Annotated in this window: 14 protein-coding genes; 9 read left to right on the top strand and 5 right to left on the bottom strand. The window is 72.0% G+C overall.

The window, feature by feature from the left end; genetic code table 11:
- Positions 1-15 precede the first annotated feature (15 nt).
- From RWS82_RS13425 to RWS82_RS13410, 4 genes are read left to right on the top strand one after another with little or no spacing between them, the layout of a single operon-like run.
- Positions 16-960: a sugar phosphate isomerase/epimerase gene (locus RWS82_RS13425; RefSeq protein WP_314650977.1), complete on the top strand. Its 945-nt coding sequence runs from the start codon at positions 16-18 to the stop codon at positions 958-960.
- A gap of 34 nt (positions 961-994) precedes the next feature.
- Entirely contained in the window at positions 995-1,972 is a 978-nt protein-coding gene (locus RWS82_RS13420) for a sugar phosphate isomerase/epimerase (protein WP_314650974.1), read from the top strand.
- Positions 1,969-2,976 (top strand): sugar phosphate isomerase/epimerase family protein, encoded by a 1,008-nt coding sequence (locus tag RWS82_RS13415; RefSeq protein ID WP_314650972.1) that lies wholly within the window; start codon positions 1,969-1,971, stop codon positions 2,974-2,976. The genes RWS82_RS13420 and RWS82_RS13415 overlap by 4 nt, the downstream gene beginning before the upstream one ends.
- Positions 2,973-4,262: an MFS transporter gene (locus RWS82_RS13410; RefSeq protein ID WP_314650970.1), complete on the top strand. Its 1,290-nt coding sequence runs from the start codon at positions 2,973-2,975 to the stop codon at positions 4,260-4,262. The genes RWS82_RS13415 and RWS82_RS13410 overlap by 4 nt, the downstream gene beginning before the upstream one ends.
- Here the strand turns inward: RWS82_RS13410 and RWS82_RS13405 are convergent.
- From RWS82_RS13405 to hrpA, 4 genes are read right to left on the bottom strand one after another with little or no spacing between them, the layout of a single operon-like run.
- Positions 4,243-5,196 (bottom strand): NYN domain-containing protein, encoded by a 954-nt coding sequence (locus RWS82_RS13405; RefSeq protein WP_314650968.1) that lies wholly within the window; start codon positions 5,194-5,196, stop codon positions 4,243-4,245. The genes RWS82_RS13410 and RWS82_RS13405 overlap by 20 nt on opposite strands.
- A 2-nt stretch (positions 5,197-5,198) precedes the next feature.
- Entirely contained in the window at positions 5,199-6,233 is a 1,035-nt protein-coding gene (locus tag RWS82_RS13400; protein WP_314650965.1) for a Gfo/Idh/MocA family oxidoreductase, read from the bottom strand.
- Positions 6,234-6,277: 44 nt separating this feature from the next.
- Positions 6,278-7,219 (bottom strand): NADP-dependent oxidoreductase, encoded by a 942-nt coding sequence (locus tag RWS82_RS13395; RefSeq protein WP_314650963.1) that lies wholly within the window; start codon positions 7,217-7,219, stop codon positions 6,278-6,280.
- 47 nt (positions 7,220-7,266) lie between these two features.
- Positions 7,267-11,181: an ATP-dependent RNA helicase HrpA gene (gene hrpA / locus RWS82_RS13390; RefSeq protein WP_314650959.1), complete on the bottom strand. Its 3,915-nt coding sequence runs from the start codon at positions 11,179-11,181 to the stop codon at positions 7,267-7,269.
- 44 nt (positions 11,182-11,225) lie between these two features.
- On the opposite strand from hrpA, the gene RWS82_RS13385 reads away from it, so the two are divergent.
- The 5 genes from RWS82_RS13385 to RWS82_RS13365 all read left to right on the top strand — a co-directional run bounded on the left by RWS82_RS13385 (position 11,226) and on the right by RWS82_RS13365 (position 17,145).
- A complete protein-coding gene (locus tag RWS82_RS13385; protein ID WP_314650955.1) occupies positions 11,226-12,380 on the top strand; it encodes a heparan-alpha-glucosaminide N-acetyltransferase domain-containing protein in 1,155 nt (384 codons plus the stop codon).
- 40 nt (positions 12,381-12,420) lie between these two features.
- Complete coding sequence (locus tag RWS82_RS13380; RefSeq protein ID WP_314651540.1) at positions 12,421-13,236, top strand: aldo/keto reductase; 816 nt, start codon at positions 12,421-12,423, stop codon at positions 13,234-13,236.
- A gap of 78 nt (positions 13,237-13,314) precedes the next feature.
- The gene (gene msuE, locus RWS82_RS13375) at positions 13,315-13,884 is read left to right on the top strand and encodes an FMN reductase (RefSeq protein ID WP_314650952.1); all 570 of its coding nucleotides are present in this window, start codon (positions 13,315-13,317) and stop codon (positions 13,882-13,884) included.
- Between the two features lie 44 nt (positions 13,885-13,928).
- Positions 13,929-15,749 carry a DUF255 domain-containing protein gene (locus tag RWS82_RS13370; protein WP_314650950.1) on the top strand — a complete coding sequence of 607 codons (1,821 nt, stop codon included), beginning with the start codon at positions 13,929-13,931 and terminating at the stop codon, positions 15,747-15,749.
- Positions 15,750-15,759: 10 nt separating this feature from the next.
- Positions 15,760-17,145, top strand: a complete 1,386-nt coding sequence (locus RWS82_RS13365; protein WP_314650948.1) for an amino acid permease — start codon at positions 15,760-15,762, stop codon at positions 17,143-17,145.
- Positions 17,146-17,207: 62 nt separating this feature from the next.
- Here RWS82_RS13365 and RWS82_RS13360 read toward each other — a convergent pair whose 3' ends face one another.
- On the bottom strand, positions 17,208-18,794 hold the full coding sequence (locus RWS82_RS13360; RefSeq protein WP_314650946.1) for a phospholipid carrier-dependent glycosyltransferase: 1,587 nt from the start codon (positions 18,792-18,794) through the stop codon (positions 17,208-17,210).
- Positions 18,795-18,808: the final 14 nt, after the last annotated feature.

Below are 18,808 nucleotides of genomic sequence, written 5' to 3'. Positions count from 1 at the left end.
AAAGGACACCGTCGCATGGCCGTGAAGGACCTCAAGTTCGCCCTCAACGCGATCCAGTGGATCAATGTCAAGGAGGACCCCGCCGATCTCGACAGCGCGAGCCTGTGGCGGTTCGCCGACCCGGCGTTCGTCGCCGAGTACCCCGGGGTGCTCCGCGCGATCCGCGAAGCCGGCTTCCGCGCGACCATGATGGAGGTGCTCGACACCCAGACGCTGCAGAACTACGCGGCGATGGTCGAGGAGTCGGGGCTCGCCCTGGCCCCCGGATACGTGCAGGTTCCGCTCGCGAGCGACCACGGCGGCCGGCTCGAGCGCGGCACGTTCGAGCGCATCCACTGGTTCGACGGCGTGCGTCGCAAGGCCGAGGAGTCGAACTACTTCGGCATCCCGACCATCTTCCTTGCGGCGGAGGTCGACCAGACGGCGATCCGCTGGCAGAAGCCCGCCGTGGGCGCCGACTTCTCGCAGGACCGCCTCGACGAACTCACCGACCTGATCGACGAGGCCGTCGACGTGCTGAACGCCGAAGGCGTGAAGCCCGGCCTGCACAACCACGTCGGCACCTGGATCGAGACGCAGCACGAGTACGAGCACGTGCTGAACGCCATCGACGCGTCGCGGCTCGGCGCCGCGTTCGACATCGGCCACCTCGAATGGGCCGGCATCGACGCGCGGGAGGCGATCTCGACCTGGGCCGACCGCGTGCAGGACCTGCATCTGAAGGACCTCGACCTCGACCTCGCCCGCCGAAGCCGCGAAGAGGGCCTCAGCTACGAGCGCGCCACCGACCTCGGTCTGTACCTTGAGCCCGGCCTGGGCGCCGTCGACCTGCGGGGCACGCTCGAGGCGCTGCCCGACGGATGGGACGGATGGGTCATCATCGAGGTGGACCGCGCGAGTATGGACCCGGTCGAGAGCGCGCACGTGACCGCACGCTGGGTCGCCGATCTCACGGCGTGAACCGCACCAGGACGACTCGAAGGGACCAGACGCGATGACGCTCACCCAGGACCATTTCTCGCTCAACACCCTGCAGTGGATCACCGTCTCGCTCGGCGAGTCGACCGGTGAGCCCGGCAGCGTCGGCTGGGAGTTCGACCGGCCCAGCTTCCTCGCCCGGCAGCCGGAGGTGCTCCGCCAGGTGCGCGACGCCGGCTTCTCGGCAGTGATGCTCGAGGTGCTGCCCACCCAGACCCTCCAGGCCTACGCCCGGGTCGTCGCCGACTCGGGTCTGCGTGTCACCCCCGGGTACGTGCACATCGGTCTGCCCGAAGAGTTCGGCCGCGACCACGCGGGCGACGACGAGGCGCGGTTCCGGTGGTTCGACGGCATCCGTCGTCGCGCCGAGGAATCGCAGTACATGGGACTCGACCGGGTGTTCCTCGCCGCCGACATGGCGCCGGGGCGCCCGCGCATCGACGAGGCCGCGGCGCGTGGCCACGCGTTCGACGCCGCTCGGCTCGACCGCGTCACCGACATCATCGGCGAGGCCGCCGAGGTGCTGAAGGCGGAGGGGGTGACGGCGGCGCTGCACAACCACGTCGGCACATGGATCGAGACCGTGGCCGAGTACGACCACGTGCTGGATGCCGTGCCGTCGACGATCCTCGCCGCGGGCCCGGACCTCGGGCACCTCGCCTGGACGGGCGTCGACGTCGTCGCGTGGGTCGCCCGCCACGCCGACCGCATCTCGGACCTGCACATCAAGGACATGGATCTCGCCCTCGCCGCCGAGGCGCGCGAGAAGGGCACCCCCTACTTCGACGTCATGGCGCAGCGCTTCTTCCTCGAGCCGGGCCTGGGCGACGTGCCGCTCGAAGCCGCGCTCGCCGCCCTTCCCGACGGGTTCGACGGCTCCATCCTCGTCGAGGTCGACAAGCCGAGCATGGAGCCCTTCGCGAGCGCCCGGGCGAGCTGGGCGTGGATCGCGGAGAACTACCCGTCCGCCGCTGGCACGGAGGAGGCCGCATGAGCACGCATCCCGTCACCCTGTTCACCGGTCAGTGGGCCGACCTGCCGTTCGAGGAGGTGGCGCGCCTCGCCGCCGAATGGGGCTACGACGGCCTCGAGATCGCAGCATCCGGCGACCATCTCGACCTGCGGCGTGCCGACGAGGACGACGCCTACGTCGCGTCGCGGAAGGAGATCCTCGACCGCCACGGCCTGCAGGTGTTCGCGATCTCGAACCACCTCGCGGGACAGGCGGTGTGCGACGCTCCCATCGACTTCCGCCACCAGGCGATCCTGCGCGACTACGTGTGGGGTGACGGCGAGGCCGAGGGCGTGCGGCGGCGGGCCGCCGACGACATGAAGCGCGCGGCCCGCGTGGCGCGCAAGCTCGGCGTCGACACGGTCGTCGGCTTCACCGGGTCGTCGATCTGGCCCTACGTGGCGATGTTCCCGCCCGTGCCGGAGGAGGTCATCGCCGGCGGTTTCGAGGACTTCGCGCAGCGCTGGAACCCCATCCTCGACGTGTTCGACGGCGAGGGCGTGCGCTTCGCCCACGAGGTGCATCCCAGCGAGATCGCGTACGACTACTGGTCGTCGGTGCGCGCGCTCGAGGCCATCGAGCACCGCGAGGCGTTCGGGTTCAACTGGGACCCCTCGCACATGATGTGGCAGAACATCGACCCCGTCGGATTCATCTGGGACTTCCAGGACCGGATCTACCACGTCGACTGCAAGGACACGCGGATGCGCCCGCAGAACGGCCGCGCCGGAGTGCTCGGCTCGCACCTGCCCTGGGGCGACCCCCGCCGTGGCTGGGACTTCGTCTCGACGGGACACGGCGACGTGCCCTGGGAGGACTCGTTCCGGGCGCTCGACGCGATCGGATACACCGGGCCCATCTCGATCGAGTGGGAGGACGCGGGGATGGACCGCCTGCACGGCGCGGCGCAGGCCGTGCAGTACGTGCGGTCCCTGCTCTGGCCGAAGCCCACCGCGTCGTTCGACGCCGCCTTCCGCCACCAGTGAGCTGGCGCGATCGCTTCACCCGCGAGGCGCTGACGCGGTCGTTCGCCGCGCTCCGCATCCGCGACTACCGCCGGTGGAGCATCGCGCAGCTGCTGTCGGCGGCCGGAGGCGCGGCCTCGCAGGTGGCGATCGCCTGGCTGGTGGTCGAGCTCGGTGGCGACGGTCTGGCCCTCGGCGTGGTGACCGCGAGCACGATGGTGCCCACGCTCGCCCTGGGTCCGTTCATCGGAGCGATCGTCGATCGGTTCTCGCGCCGGAGCGTGTTGATCGTCACGGCGGTGGCCCAGATGGCGATCGCCGGCGTGCTCGCCGGGCTCGCGTTCTCGGGAGCGTTGCAGATCTGGATGCTCGCGGTGCTCTCCCTCGCTCATGGACTCGCCTTCGCCGCCGACAACCCCGCCCGCCAGCTGCTGGTGCTCGATCTCGTCGGCCGCGACCGGGTGACGAGCGCCGTGAGCATGAACGAGGTCATCATCAACGGGGCCCGCGTGCTGGGGCCGGCGGTCGCGGGACTGCTGCTCGTCTTCGCCGACGCGGCCTGGTGCTTCGTCGTGAACGCGCTGGTCTTCGTGCCGTCGATCATCGTGCTGATCGGGCTTCGGCTGCGTCCGGAGACCGACCGCGCGACCCCTCTCCGGACATCCGCCGACGAACCGTCGATCGCCGCAGACCCGGCCGCGCCCCCCGCCCCTCCCTCACCCGGCGCCTGGCGCTTCGTCACGCGCACACCCCCGGTGCGGGCGACCCTGGTGCTCGCGATCTGCGCGGCGGCCGGCTACAACATCGCCGTCGTCGTGCCGCTCATCGTCGCGAACGTGTTCGACGCCGAGGGCGGCACCTACGGCCTGCTCGCCGTCGCGTTCGGCCTGGGCGCGCTGCCCGGCGCGTTCTTCTCGGCCACCGGACCGACGACGCCCCGCGGGGGAGAGGTGCGCGTGCTCGCGCTCGTCATGGGGATCGCCGTGCTGCTCTCGGCGGCGGCCCCCGTGCTGCCCGTGCTGTTCGTCGGGCTCGCGGTGGTCGGCGCGGTCGTGATGTGGTTCATCGCCCGTGCCAACGCCCTGGTCATGCTGTCGACGCCCCCGCCCATCCGCGGACGGGTCATGGGCATCTGGGCCATGTGCCTTCCGGGGTCGACGGTGCTCACCGGGCTGGCCGTCGGGGCGCTCGCCGAGGCCGCAGACCCCCGAGTGGCCTACGCCGTCGTCGGGGCGGTCACGGTGGTGCTCGCCGGGCTGTCGTGGCGGGCGCTCGGCGACCGGCCGCTCAGCGCTCGCGCAGCCTGATCAGCCGTTCGTGCCCGGTCTCCTCGAGTTCGGCGATGTCGTCGCGCGACTTGAGGAAGTCCGAGAACGAGCGGTAGCCGAGACCCTTCTCGCTGAACGAGGGGTCCATGCGCCGCATGTGCGTCTTGACTGCGGAGCTGTGCAGCCATTCGTCGGCATCCGCCTTGTCCTGCCCGAGGCGCAGGGCGCGCTCCAAGAGCGCCGTGGCCTCCTGCTGCGGGTCGACGACCGGCTCCACGGGGGTGGCCGTGGCGGACTTCGCGCGCCGCGACCGCGTGGTGGTCTTCTTGCCGGTCTCGGTCGGCTGCTCGGCCGCGGGCTCCGCAGGCGGGGCGACGACGGCATCCGCCGCGGTCTGCTTTACCGGGCGCGTGACCCCCGAGAGCGAGTCATAGGCCTCGAACTGGTCGCACGCCGCCGCGAGCGACTTGGCCGTCGACCCGGCGACGCCCACACCGATCACGTAACGACCGAGGCGCTTGCAGCGCTGCGCGAGCGGCACGTAGTCGCTGTCTCCCGCGACGATGACCACGTGGGTCAGGTCGGGCAGCCGGAACATGTCTTCGACCGCGTCGACGGCCAGGCGGATGTCGGCGCCGTTCTTCGCGTAGGCCGCAGCGGGGAAGAGCTGCACGAGGTCGACCGCGCGGGCGACGAGCTGCGAGCGGTACTCGGCGTTCACCGGCGACGACCAGTCGGCGTACGCCCGAGTGAGCACGAGGGTGCCGAACGAGGCGGCGTAGTCGATGATCGCGCCGACCTCGATCATGGCCTGCTTCAGGCGCTCGGCGACCTCGGGGTCGTTCGGGTTGTCGCTGATGCGCTGGCGGTCCTTGCCGTACGCATTACGGCCATGCACCCGGTCGTACCAGGAGATGACGATGTTGTCGAAGTCGAGGTAGACCGCGACGCGGGCATCCGTGGTCTCGGCCATGCTCAATTCTCGCCGTCCTGCGGGGCGGTCTCGCCGCTCTCGCCGGGCTCGCCGGGGTAGCGCACGCCGATCTGCCGGCGGATCTCGTCGAGGGCGCCCATGATGGCCACCGAGTCGGCGAGGGGCAGGATGTCGCCCGCGAGGTTCCCCTCGCGCACGAGACGTTCGGCAGCGAGAGCCTCGAACTGCATGCCGCGGCCGCCGGCGTCGGGGTCGAGGCGACCGTCGAACTCCTCGATCACGGTGCCCTCGGGGTCGATCACACGCAGCACGGAGGGCGACCAGAAGAAGCGGTCGATCTCGATGCGCGCCTTCGTGCCGAGCACGACGGCACGGTTCGGACCGGCCGTGCGCGACGACGAGAGGGTGGTCGACACGGCACCGCTCGCGTGGGTCATGACCGTGGCGACCTCGGCGTCGGCCCCCGTCTCGACGAGCTGGGCGACGGCACGGATGCTCGTCGGCGCCCCCAGCACGTCCCACACGAAGGAGATCGGGTAGATCGCGAGGTCGAGCAGGGCGCCGCCGCCGAGTTCGAGCGCGTTGAGCCGGTGCGTCGGGTCGGAGGGGAGGAGCTGGGTGTGGTCGGCGCTCACCGAGCGGATCTCACCGAGCACCCCGGAGGCGATGATCTCGCGGGCGCGCACCATGTGCGGCAGGTACCGGGTCCACATCGCCTCGGTCGCGAGCAGTCCGCGCTCCTCGGCGAGGCGCTGCAGGTCGGCGGCCTCGGCGTGGTTCAGGGTGAACGCCTTCTCGACGAGCACGTGCTTGCCCGCCTCGAGGGCGAGACGCGCGTTGGCGTGGTGCATCGGGTGGGGCGTCGACACGTAGATGATGTCGACCTCGGGGTCGGCCACCAGCGCCTCGTACGAGGGGTGCGCGTTCGGGATGTCGAAGCGCGCGGCGAAGGCATCCGCCGACTCCTGCGAGCGCGAGCCCACGGCCACCAGGTCGAGCCCGGCGGCGCGCAGGTCGGAAGCGAAGGCGCCGGCGATGCCGCCGGTCGCGAGGATTCCCCATCGAAGACCAGTCATCCCCCCAGCGTAGGGGTTCCGCCTGGACGGCAGCACGCGGGATGTCAGGGGACGAGAACGATCTTCCCGGCGACGTGCTCCTCGACGAGCTCGTGCGCACGGGCGGCCTCGGCGAGTGGCAGCTCAGGCCCGAGCTCGATCGTGAAGTCGCCGCTCGCGAGCAGTTCGATCGTCTTCGGGAGCGCCTCGGCCCGCCACGCCAGCTCCTGCTCGGTGAGAGGCTGCGGGGCGCCGCCCGAGAACGCGCGGATGCCGAACGATGCGGCATCCGGCCCCCGGACGATCGTGGCGATGCGGTCGCGGTCGGCGACCAGGGCGAGCGAGGTCTCGATGGCCTCGTCGGTGCCGGCGCCGTCGAGCACCACGGTCACGTCGGACGGTGCGGCATCGCGGACGCGGTCGAGCAGCCCGTCGCCGTAAGCCACGGGGATCGCTCCCAGGTCGCGCAGCTGATCGTGCCGCGCGGGGCTGGCGGTCGCGACGACGGTGGCGCCCCATGCGACGGCGAACTGCACGGCCGCCTGACCGACGGCGCCCGAACCCGCGTGCACGAGCAGCACGTCGTCGGCGGTCACGCCCAACGACTTCAGGGCCTGGTACGCGGTGCCGGCCGGGATGCCGATGCCGGCGCCCTCGGCCGCGGTCACGGCGTCGGGCAGCAGTGCCAGGTGCGCCGCCGGGACGGCGAGGGCGGAGGAGTACGTGCCGACCGTGTCGCGGATGGCGACGCGGTCGCCGACGACGAAGCCCTCGACGCCGTCGCCCACCGCCTCGATCACGCCCGCGCCGTCGAAGCCGACGGGGCGCGGCTCGGTGATCGGGGGAGACGGGCGCTTCCCGCCCCGCAGCTTCGCGTCGATCGGGTTCACGCCCGCCGCCTCGATGCGCACCACGACCTCACCGGCCGCGGGCAGCGGGTCGGGGATCTCGGTGAGGTGCAGGACGTCGGGGGAGCCGATTTCGGTGTAGACGATCGCGCGAGCCATGCAGCCAGGCTAGTCCGGATGCCGCGGCCCGGCGCCGTACGACAGCGCTACTTCCCCGCGAGGGCCTTGGTGATGCGCTGCGGCGAGACGGGTTGGGCGGTGCCGAGGCGCTGGGCGAACACGCTGACCCGGTACTCCTCGAGCAACCAGCGGGTCTCGACGAGGTTCGGGGCGGCGTCGCGCGCCAGGGGGATGGTGCCGCCGGCATCCGCGAACTGCGTCGCCATGCGCTCGTACTCCGTCATGCGGCTGCGGTCCTTGCCGGGCTCGCTGCCGAGCGTCTTCAGGCGCTCGACCATCCCGTTCAAGTATCGAGGGAAGTGCGCGAGGCGGTCGACGCCCGCGGCGGACACGAACCCCGGATGCAGCAGCCCGCTCACCTGCGTGCGGATGTCGTTCAGCGGGCCGAGCAGGGCGAGCGCGTTCTGCGACTTGATGCCCCGCTCGACCTCGCGCGACAGGGTGAGGATGCGGGCGACGAGCGAGACGCAGGCGAACAGCTCGTCGACGAGCACGGCCGACACGGCATCCCGCACGCGCGCGAAGTCCGCCTCGGTGCGCACAATGCCGCCGGGGACGGTGGCGTCGATCACGCGCCGGGCGACGGCGGCCCGGCAGTCCTCGATGAGAGCGGCGGCCGAGGGGTAGGGGGAGGCCGCGAGCGCGAGCTTCTCCTGGCTGGTGAGGTGCTGCTGCACGTACGACGACGGCGAGGGCACCGCCAGAAGCACGAGGCGCAGCACGCCGGCGCGGGTGGCGGCCGCCGCGGCATCCGCCGACGCCTCGACGCGCACCGCGACCGTCTTGCCCTCGTCGACGATCGCCGGGTACCCCCGCACGACCCCGCCGGCGACCCGGGTGTCGAGCACCTCGGGCAGCTCGCCGAACGTCCACGCCGTCAGGCCGGTGCGCTCGATCGCTCCCGCCGAGACGGATGCCGCGGCGACGTCGTTCGCGCCGCGGGGCGACGAGCGGTCGGGCGCGGGGCGTGCAATCGACCGGGCGACACTGCTGCGGGCCCGGTCGGCGAGGTCGCGCTGAAGGGTCGGGAGGTCGCGGCCGGAGCCGACGACACGGCCGCGCTCGTCGACCGCGCGGAAGTTCATTCGCAGATGCGGGGGCACGCGCTCGTCGTCGAAGTCGGCCGCCGAGACGGGCTGGTTCGCCAGCGGTTGGATGAGACGCGCAAGCGCCTCCTTCAGCGACCGCGCCGGTCGACCGTCGTGGTGCTCCGGTCCTTCGGCGGCGATCTCGGCACCGAACTTGTCGGCCCAGTCCGCGGCGGGCACGACGTGGCGACGGATGGCCTTCGGTAAGGCGCGCAGCAGACCGGTGACGAGTTCGGCGCGCAGCCCAGGCACCTGCCAGTCGAACCCGCGGTCCTCGATCTGCGCGAGCAGCGCGAGGGGGATGACCACGCTCACGCCGTCGTCCGGCGCGCCGGGTTCGAAGCGGTACGCGAGCCCGAGCACCTGGTCGCCCTGCGTCCACCGCGTCGGGAACTCGTCCTGCGCCGCGCGGCCCTCGTCGTCGATCAGGTCGGACTCGCGCATCACGAGCAGCTTCGGGGTCTGCGCGAGGGTGTCGCGCCACCACTTCTCGAACGACCGCACGTCGAACACGTCGGCGGGGATGCGCTCGTCGTAGAACCGGAACACGGCCTCGTCGCCGGCGAGGATGTCGCGACGGCGCTCGCGCTCCTCGAGCTTCTCCAGCCGCCGACGCAGCTCGGCGTTGCTGCGCCAGAACGCGCCGACCCGCTTGTCGAGGCGGCTCGGATCCCACTCGCCCTCGACGAGCGCGTGCCGCACGAACAGCTCGCGCGAGGCGGCGCGGTCGATGCGGGCGAACTGCACCCGTCGCCGTGGCACGATCTCCAGCCCGAACAGCGTCACCTTCTCGTAGGCGACGGCGGCCCCGGCGTCCTTCGACCAGTGCGGCTCCGACACCTGCCGCTTGGCGAGGTCGCCGGCCAACGGCTCGGCCCACGCCGGATCGATCGCGGCGACCGTGCGCGCGAACGTGCGCGACGTCTCGACGATCTCGGCCGCGATGACCGCGCGCGGGCTCTTCTTGCGCAGTCCCGACCCTGGGAAGATCGAGAAGCGGATGCCGCGGGCACCGCGGTACTCGGCGATGCGGCGCTTGGCATCCTTCGCCGGGGTGCCGCCCTTCCCCGCCGGGGCGGTGCGCTCGTCGAGCAGTCCGATCTGCGACAGGAGTCCCGCGAGCATCGACCGGTGCACGGCATCCGGATCGGCGGCCCCGTCGCCGCGACCCCCGTCGGTCGTCTTGACCAGTGTGCGCAGCTGCCGGTGCACATCGAACCATTCGCGCACGCGCACGTAGTTCAGATGCTCGGCGCGGCAGAGGCGGCGGAACGCGCTCGACCCCAGTTCGCGCTGCTGCTCGCGCAGGTGGTTCCACAGGTTGAGCAGCGTGAGGAAGTCGCTCGTGGGGTCGACGAACCGCGCATGCAGGCGATCGGCCTCCTCGCGGCGCTCCTCGGGTCGCTCGCGCACGTCCTGGATGGTCATGCCCGACACGATCGGCAGCACGTCGTCGACCACGCCATGTCGGCCGGCCTCGACGAGCATGCGGGCGAACCGCGGATCGATGGGCATGCGCGAGATGTCGCGACCGATGCGGGTGAGGTACGGGGAGCCGTCGCGCCTCGACGGCTCGACCGCCCCCAGCTCGGTGAGCAGGTCGAACGCAGCCTTCACGCCCCGCGAATCAGGAGGGGTGAGGAAGGGGAAGTCCTGGATGTCGCCGAACCCCAGCGACAGCATCTGCAGGATCACCGACGCGAGCGACGTGCGCAGGATCTCGGGTTCGGTGAACTCCGGCCGGCGGGTGAAGTCCTCTTCGGAATAGAGACGGATGGCGATGCCGTCGCTCGTGCGGCCCGCGCGCCCGGAGCGCTGATTCGCCGACGCCTGCGAGATCGCCTCGATCGGGAGGCGCTGCACCTTCGACCGGTTGCTGTAGCGCGAGATGCGCGCGGTGCCGGTGTCGACGACGTAGCGGATGCCCGGCACGGTGAGGCTCGTCTCGGCGACGTTCGTCGCCAGCACCACGCGCCGACGCACACCCGCCACGCGGCTGCGCTCGAACACGCGGTGCTGCTCGGCGGCGGACAGCCGCCCGAACAGCGGGAGCACCTCGGTGGGGGAGCGGTCCTTGGCGTACGCGCCGCGCACGGCGTCGGCGGCGTCGCGGATCTCGGCCTCGCCGGGGAGGAACACGAGAACGTCGCCCGGCGCCTCGCGGTCGAGTTCGCGCAGGGCGGCGACGATCGCCGAGACCTCGTCGTCGGGGTCGCCCGTGGGCGAGGCATCCGCGTTGTCGTCGTCCGCCACCAGCGGCCGGTACCGGATCTCGACGGGATAGGTGCGCCCCGAGACCTCGACGATCGGCGCCGGCGTGCCGTCGGCCGCGGCGAAGTGCCGCGCGAAGCTCTCGGGGTCGATCGTCGCCGAGGTGATGACGACCTTGAGGTCGGGGCGCTCCGGCAGGATGCGCGCGAGGTAGCCGAGCAGGAAGTCGACGTTGAGCGACCGCTCGTGCGCCTCGTCGATGATGATCGTGTCGTAGCGGGTGAGCAGGCGGTCGCGGTGGATCTCGTTGAGCAGGATGCCGTCGGTCATCAGCGCGATGCGGGTCGACTCCGACACCTTGTCGGTGAAGCGCACCTTGTAGCCGACGAGGGTGCCGAGCTCGACTTGCAGCTCCTCGGCCACGCGCTCGGCGATGGTGCGCGCGGCGAGACGCCGCGGCTGGGTGTGCGCGATGCGCTCGCGGCCCAGTTCGAGCGCGATCTTGGGCAACTGGGTGGTCTTGCCCGACCCCGTGGCGCCCGCGACGATCACGACCTGGTGGTCGCGCATCGCGTCGGCGATCTCGCCCCGTGCCGCACTGACGGGCAGCTCGGGGGGATACACGATCACGGGGGAGGACATAGCCCTCCATCGTAAGCCGGGATCGGGTGCGTACGATTCATCGAGTGACGACCTCCCCGCGCGTGGAGCGCTGGTTCCGCGACTTCGGACGCCCGCCCCGCATCCTCGGCCTCGACGTCGCGCGCGCCCTCGCAATCCTCGGCATGGCCGGGGCGCACGTCGGAGAGACGCCGACCCTCGACGTGCTCGACCCCTCGACCTGGGGCGACCTCGTGCACGGCCGCTCGTCGATCCTGTTCGCCGTGCTCGCGGGTGTCTCGATCGCGCTCATGACCGGCCGCAGCAGCCGTCCAGACCCGGCGCTGCTGCCGAGCATCCGCCTGCAGCTCGTCGGACGGGGCGCCGTGATCTTCGTCATCGGCCTCGCGCTCGAGTTCCTCCACACGCCGATCGCCGTCATTCTCACGCTCTACGGTCTGCTCTACGTCGCGGTCATCCCGTTCCTCCGGTGGAGGCCGTGGCAGCTGCTCACGGGAGCGGCCGTGCTCGCCATCGCCGGCCCGCCCGCCGTCGCCCTGCTCTCCGCTGTGACCCTCGAACCGTACGGTGCGGGGATCGCGTTCGTGCTCGACGGGAGCTACTCGATCGTCGTGTGGATGGCGCTCGTGCTCGCCGGTCTCGCGCTCGGCCGGCTGCACGTCGCCACACTCCGCACCGCGTGGATCACCCTCGGTGCGGGCGTCGCGCTCGCCGTCGCCGGTTACGGCCTCGGAGCGATGGGGGAGGATGTCGTGCGCCGCATCGACGGCGGAGAGCCGCTGATGGGCGGTTCGGGCGGCGGATGGGACGAGTACCCCGACGCGCTCGCCGCCGCCGACCCGATCGGCGCGATGCTGCGGGCGGTGTTCGCTGTCGAACCGCACTCCGGCGGCGTGGCCGAGGTCGTCGGGTCGGGCGGGTTCGCGCTGGCCGTGATCGGGCTGTGCCTGCTGCTGGCCCGCCCGCTCCGTTGGCCGTTCCTGCCGCTGGCGGCCTTGGGCAGCATGCCGCTCTCGGCATACAGCGGGCACATCCTCGCGATCGCGCTCCTCGTCGGCCCGGGCGGGTACTACACGAGCAACACCCTCTGGGCGGTGCTCGCCGTCGGAATGCTGGTGGCCGCCACCCTCTGGTCGATCCTGGTCGGTCGCGGCCCGCTCGAGCGCCTGGTCGGCGCTGCCGCGCGACGGATGGCGGCCAGCCGGGCCCCGGCCGACTGACGCGCCCTAGGCTGGAGGAACGACCATTCCTGCACTCGAACTGAACGACGGCACGACCATCCCCCAGCTGGGTTACGGCGTCTTCCAGGTTCCGCCGGCCGAGACCGAGCGCGCCGTGAGCGAGGCACTCGAGATCGGCTACCGCCACATCGACACCGCCGCCATCTACGGCAACGAAGAGGGCGTCGGCGCGGCGATCGCGGCCTCCGGCATCGCCCGTGACGAGCTCTACATCACCACGAAGCTGTGGAACGACCGGCACGACGGCGACGAGCCGCGCGCCGCGATCGGCGAGAGCCTCGAGAAGCTGGGCCTGGAGCAGGTCGACCTGTACCTGGTGCACTGGCCCACCCCGGCGAAGGACAACTACGTGCACGCCTTCTCGAAGCTCATCGAGCTGCGCGAGGCCGGCCTGACCCGCAGCATCGGCGTGTCGAACTTCCTCGTCGAGCACCTCGACCGCGTGGTCTCCGAGACGGGCGTCGCCCCGGCCGTGAACCAGATCGAGCTGCACCCCGCGTACCAGCAGCGCGACGTCGTCGCCCGGGCGACCGAGCACGGCATCAAGACCGAGGCCTGGGGTCCGCTCGGACAGGGCAAGTACGACCTGTTCGGCACTCCCGCCGTCGCCGAGGCCGCGGCCGCGCACGGCGTCACGCCCGCGCAGGCGGTGCTGCGCTGGCACCTGCAGAAGGGCATCATCGTCTTCCCGAAGTCGGTGCGCGCCGAGCGCCTGCGCGAGAACATCGACGTGTTCGGCTTCGAGCTGACGGATGCCGAGATCGCGGCGATCGACGCCCTCGACCCGCTCGACGGCTCGGGCCGTGTGGGCACGCACCCCAACGAGTTCAACTGATCGACGCCCCGCCGTCGCACATGACGCCCCGTGTCGCCTCTCCGCGACACGGGGCGTCTTCGTGAGTAGCGTCGAGGCATGGCAGCCCACTACCGCGTCGTCGCCGTCTCCGGATCGCTGCACGAGCCGAGCAAGACGACCGCGTTGATCCGCGCGATCGCCGCGGCGGTCGCCGAGCGCGCCGACGTCGAGGTGCAGCTGATCGAGCTGACGGACATCGGCCCCGACCTGGCCGGAGCGCTGCGGCGCGACCAGCTGCCCGCCTCCGTCGAGGAGAAGCTCGTCGCGATCGAGCAGGCCGACCTCCTCATCGTCGGCAGCCCCGTGTACCGCGCATCGTTCACCGGCCTGTTCAAGCACCTGTTCGACTTCGTGGGGCAGTACGAGCTGGTCGGCACACCCGTGCTGTTGGCGGCGACCGGCGGCGGCGAGCGCCACGCGCTCATCATCGAGCACCAGCTGCGGCCGCTCTTCGCGTTCTTCCAGGCGCTCACCCTCCCGGTGGGCGTCTACGCCAGCACGACCGACTTCGACGGCTACGAGATCGCGTCCGACGTGCTGCGGGCGCGCATCGCCCTCGCGGCCGACCGAGCGCTGCCCCTCGTGAGCTACGCCGCATCGCAACCGCTCGAGGCCCTCGCGATCTGAGCATCCCGGCCCCTGGGCGCAGCCCGGGCGCGTAGCGTGAGGGCATGACGAACCGGCTCGCCGACACGCTCAGCCCGTACCTCCGCGCCCACGCCGACAACCCCGTCGACTGGTACCCCTGGGGCGAGGAGGCGTTCGCCGAGGCGCAGCGCCGCGACGTGCCGCTGCTCATCTCGATCGGCTACTCCACCTGTCACTGGTGCCATGTGATGGCGCGGGAGTCGTTCGCCGACGCCGACACGGCCGCGCTGATCAATCGCGACTTCGTCGCCGTCAAGGTCGACCGCGAGGAGCATCCGGAGGTCGACGGAGCGTACATGGCGGCCGCCTCGGCCTTCACCCAGAACCTGGGCTGGCCGCTGACCGTGTTCGCGACGCCCCGAGGCCGCACCTTCTTCGCCGGAACCTACTGGCCGCCGGACGCCCGCCCGCCGATGCCGTCGTTCCGCGACGTGCTCGCCGCGGTGCGCGAGGCGTGGACCGATCGACGTGCGCAGGCGGAGGAGTCGGCGGATGCGGTGACCGACGCACTGGCCCGCGCGGCGGAGCGGCAGCCCTCCGACCTCCCGGACGCGGCAGCGATCGCCGCGGCGGCAGGCGCGATCGCCGCGCGGGAGGACGCCGCGCACGGCGGTTTCGGTGGCGCACCGAAGTTCCCGGTCGCGACGACGCTGCGCTTCCTCCAGTCGCCGCTGGTGCGTCGACAGGCTCCGGACGCCGCGGCATCCGCCGACCGGGCGCTCGCGGCGATGGCGGCATCCGACCTGCGCGACGACGACGGCGGCTTCTTCCGCTACGCGACGCGCGCCGACTGGACGGTGCCGCACTACGAGCGGATGCTTACCGACAACGCCCAGCTGCTCGACGTCGCTGTCGACGCCGGCGACGAGGCGACCGCACGGGGCATCGCGGACTTCCTGCTCGGTGCGCTGCGCCGCGACGGCGGAGGATTCGGCGCCGCGCAGGATTCGGAGTCGTGGATCGACGGTGAACGCAGCGAGGGCGGGTACTACCAGCGCCCCCTCCCCGCCCGGGCCGAGCTGCAGCCGCCGGCGGTCGACGGCAAGGTCATCACCGGTTGGAACGGTCTGGCGATCGGCGCCCTGGCGCGCGCCGGCGCCGCGCTCGACGAGCACCTTTGGATCGACGCGGCCCGCACGGCGGTCGAAGCGGTGCAGCACGTGAACCGCACCGCCGACGGTGCGCTCGTCCGGGCATCCCTCGACGGCACGCCGTCGGCGGCCGTCGCGACGCCCGCCGATCTCGCGCTGTTCGCCGACGGGATGCTCGCGCTCGCCGTCGCGACGGGCGACGCGACGTGGGCCGTGCAGGGTCGCGCGATCCTCGACGAGGCGCTCGGCGGGGTGGCCGGCGAACCGATGCTGCGCGCGCAGGGCATCGCCCCCTCGCCCGACCAGACCGACGGTGACCTGCCGTCCGACGCGGCCGCGCTCGCCGAGGCGGCGTACCGCGCCTGGGTGCTGGGGGCGGGCGACCGCTACCGCGATGCGGCGGCGGCCCTGGTGCGCGAGCACACCGCGTCCGCTCTGAGTCAACCGTTCGCGCACGGGAGCCTGCTGCGGGTCGCCGCCGCCCTCGTCGACGCGCCCCGGCAGATCGTGGTCGTCACCGATGATCCGTCGAGCGCCCTCTCCCACGCTGCCCGGCGCGCGGACGCCGATGTCGTCGCGGTGGTCACCCCGGCGCAGGCCGACGCCTTCGCGGTTGTGGGGTTCGAGCTCTTCGACGGCCGGTCGGTCGGCGACGCCGGAGCGCGGGAGCGGGCGTTCGACTGCCGGGGCTTCGTGTGCCGCCTGCCGGTGAGCGACGCCGCCGAATTGCCGCACGCGCGCGACGCGGTCTAAGGTGACGCGGGTGCGCCCGCCCGCCTCCGCCCCCGCCCCGTCCGCCGGTCTCCACCGAGGGCTCACCCGCCGCCAGATCTCGATGATGGGCCTCGGCAGCGCCATCGGCGCCGGCCTCTTCGTCGGATCGGGCCAGGCCATCGGGCTCGCCGGCCCGGCGGTGCTGGTGTCGTACCTCGTCGCGGGCGGCATCGTCGTGCTCGTCATGTCGATGCTCGCCGAGATGGTGGCGGCGCGGCCCAGCCCCGGCGCGTTCAGCGAGTACGCGCAGGATGCTCTCGGCCGCGGCGCCGGCAGCGCGGTCGGGTGGCTGTATTGGATCCAGCTGGTCGTCGTGATCGCCGCCGAGGCGACGGGAGCCGCCGGCATCCTCGCCGGCTGGGTGCCCGGGGTGCCGGTGTGGGCATGGGTGCTGGTGTTCGTCGCCGGCTTCACCACCGTCAACCTGCTCGGCGTGCGCGACTACGGTCGTTTCGAGTTCTGGTTCGCCGCGATCAAGGTCGGCGCGATCGTCGCCTTCCTCGTGATCGGCGTCTGCGCGATCGTCGGACTGATCCCCGGCGTGCCGGCGACCGGACTGGGCAACCTCGTCGCCCAGGGGGGCTTCGCACCGAACGGCATCCCGGGTATCGCGGCGGCCCTGCTCATCGTGCTGTTCGCGTTCGGCGGCACCGAGCTGGTGGCCATCGCGGCCGCCGAGTCCGACGACCCCGTGCGCAACATCCGCCGCATCGTGCGCCAGGTCCTCGTGCGCATCCTCGTCTTCTACGTCGGATCGATCGTCGTGATCGTCGCGGTGCTGCCGTGGAACGACCCGACGGTGCTCGACGGACCGTTCTCCGCCGTGCTCGCCACGCTCCGCGTGCCGGGGGTCGACCTGGTGATGTCGCTGCTCGTCGTGGTGGCGCTGCTGTCGGCGATGAACGCGAACATCTACGGCGCATCCCGCATGTTCTTCTCGCTGGGGGAGCGCGGACTCGCTCCGCGGGCCGTCACGCGCACCACGCGCGGGGGAGTGCCGCTGGTGGCCGTGCTGTCGTCGGTGGCGTTCGGCTTCGTCGCCGTGGTGCTCAACTACGTGTTCCCGGACGTCGTGCTCCCGGCCCTGCTCAACGTCGTCGGCTCGACGCTCATCGTCACCTGGACGGCGGTCGCGGTCTCGCAGATCGTGCTGCGCCGCCGAGCCGAGCGCGACGGCACCCCGCTGCCCGTTCGGATGCCCGGCTTCCCCTGGCTGTCGTGGCTGTGCCTGGCCCTCATCGCGGGCGTCGTCGTGCTCGCGGCATCCGACGAGGGGGCGCGCCTGCAACTGCTGCTGACCGCCGCGCTGACGGCTGTGCTGTACCTCGGGGCGCTCCTCGCGGGTCGGCGCGGGGGTCGTGCGGTTCGCCGCTGAGCCCAGCGATCACCGGTGCGCCAACCGCCGCCGTCTCCGTCGGCGCCCGTCGAACCGGGCCGTCAGACCCAGCCGGGCAGCCAGTTGTGCACGAGCCAGAACGGGTACGGCACGCTCATGCCGACCCACAGCGGTAGGAAGAACGCCGACACCAGCACGGCACCCACCAGGAACACCGCCACCGTGCGTTGCCCGGCCAGGCGGCGGTCGAGGGTGTCGTCTGCCCGCCCGGCGATGCGGCGCAGGGCCTCGACGAGCGCCAGCACCAGGAACGGCATCATGACCACCGTGTAGAACTGGAAGATCGTGCGGTCGGGGAACAGCAGCCACGGCACATAGGTCACGGCGAGACCGACGAGGGGCACGCTCACCGCGGGCCCGACCGGCGAGCGACGCACCCATCCGCGCACGAGCAGCACGATGAGGAACACGGATGCCGCGACCCCCGCCCACCAGATGAGCGGGTTGGGGATCGCCGAGATCACCCCGATGCAGTGGTCGGTGCCGCACCCTGAAGGGTTGGACGCCACCCACACCGCCGTCGGGCGCAGCAGGAACGGCCACTCCCACGCCGCGCTGGCGTACGGATGCCCCTTCGTCAATCCGACGTGGAAGCCGTACATCGACTGGTGGTAGTTCCACAGTGCGATCAGCGGGTTCGGGTCGCTCTGCCGGTCGTAGCCGCCCGCCGTGACCAACCACCCGGTCCAGCTCGCGAGATAGACGGCCGCGGCGGGCCCGACCAGCAGCAGGAACGACACCGGCCCCTGACGCAGCACCGCGTCGGTCGGCCACAGCACCACGCCCGCGCGACGGCGCGCGAGGGCATCCGTGACCACCAGATACAGACCGAAGCCGGCGAGCGCGTACAGACCCGACCACTTGACCGCGCACGCCGCGCCCAGCGCGACACCGGCCGCGAGGACCCAGGGGCGCCGCCACAGCACCCGTCCCCACAGCGGGGCGGGATGGTCGGGGTCGCCCCGTTCGAGGAGCGGGAGGGTGCGCCGTCGGTCGAGGAGGACGAACAGCACGCCCAGCAGGACGAAGAAGGTGAGGATGCCGTCGAGCAGCGCGATGCGGCTCAGCACGATGCTCAGCCCGTCGATGGCGAGCAGGCCCCCGGCGACCGTCGCGACGACCACGGATCCGGAGAGCAGGCGGGCGATCAGGTACACGAGGAGCACCGAGGCGGTGCCCAGGATGCCGGTCGCGAGACGCCACCCCATGCTGTCGTCGGGGCCGCCGATGGCCATGCCGAGGGCGATGAGCCATTTGCCCAGCGGCGGATGCACGATGAACGCGCCCTGCTCGGAGAGGGGCAGCTCCTGCAGGGTCGTGAACGCCTCGTTGGCGCCCTCGCCCCACGTGCCCTCGTAGCCCAGCGTCCACAGCGACCAGGCGTCCTTGACGTAGTACGTCTCGTCGAAGGCCAGCTGGTGCGGATGCCCGAGATTCACCAGGCGCAGGAACGCGGCGACGATCGTGACCGTGAACGGCGCCGCCCAGCGCACGATGGCCGACCACTCCGCGTCGAGGAGCATGCGGTCGCGCAGCCGCTCCCAGCGGGTCGTCCGCCGCACGTGGGCGGCGAGCGCCACACCCTGCGCGGCGGCGGGCGCGGGCGGCAGGGGCTCGGGCGCGGTCACGGGGTACAGCCTAG

This window comes from uncultured Microbacterium sp. (genome assembly GCF_963528945.1).
Taxonomy (GTDB): domain Bacteria; phylum Actinomycetota; class Actinomycetes; order Actinomycetales; family Microbacteriaceae; genus Microbacterium.
Note: the sequence above shows the minus strand (reverse complement) of the source record. Positions and strands in the feature narration are given on the sequence as shown.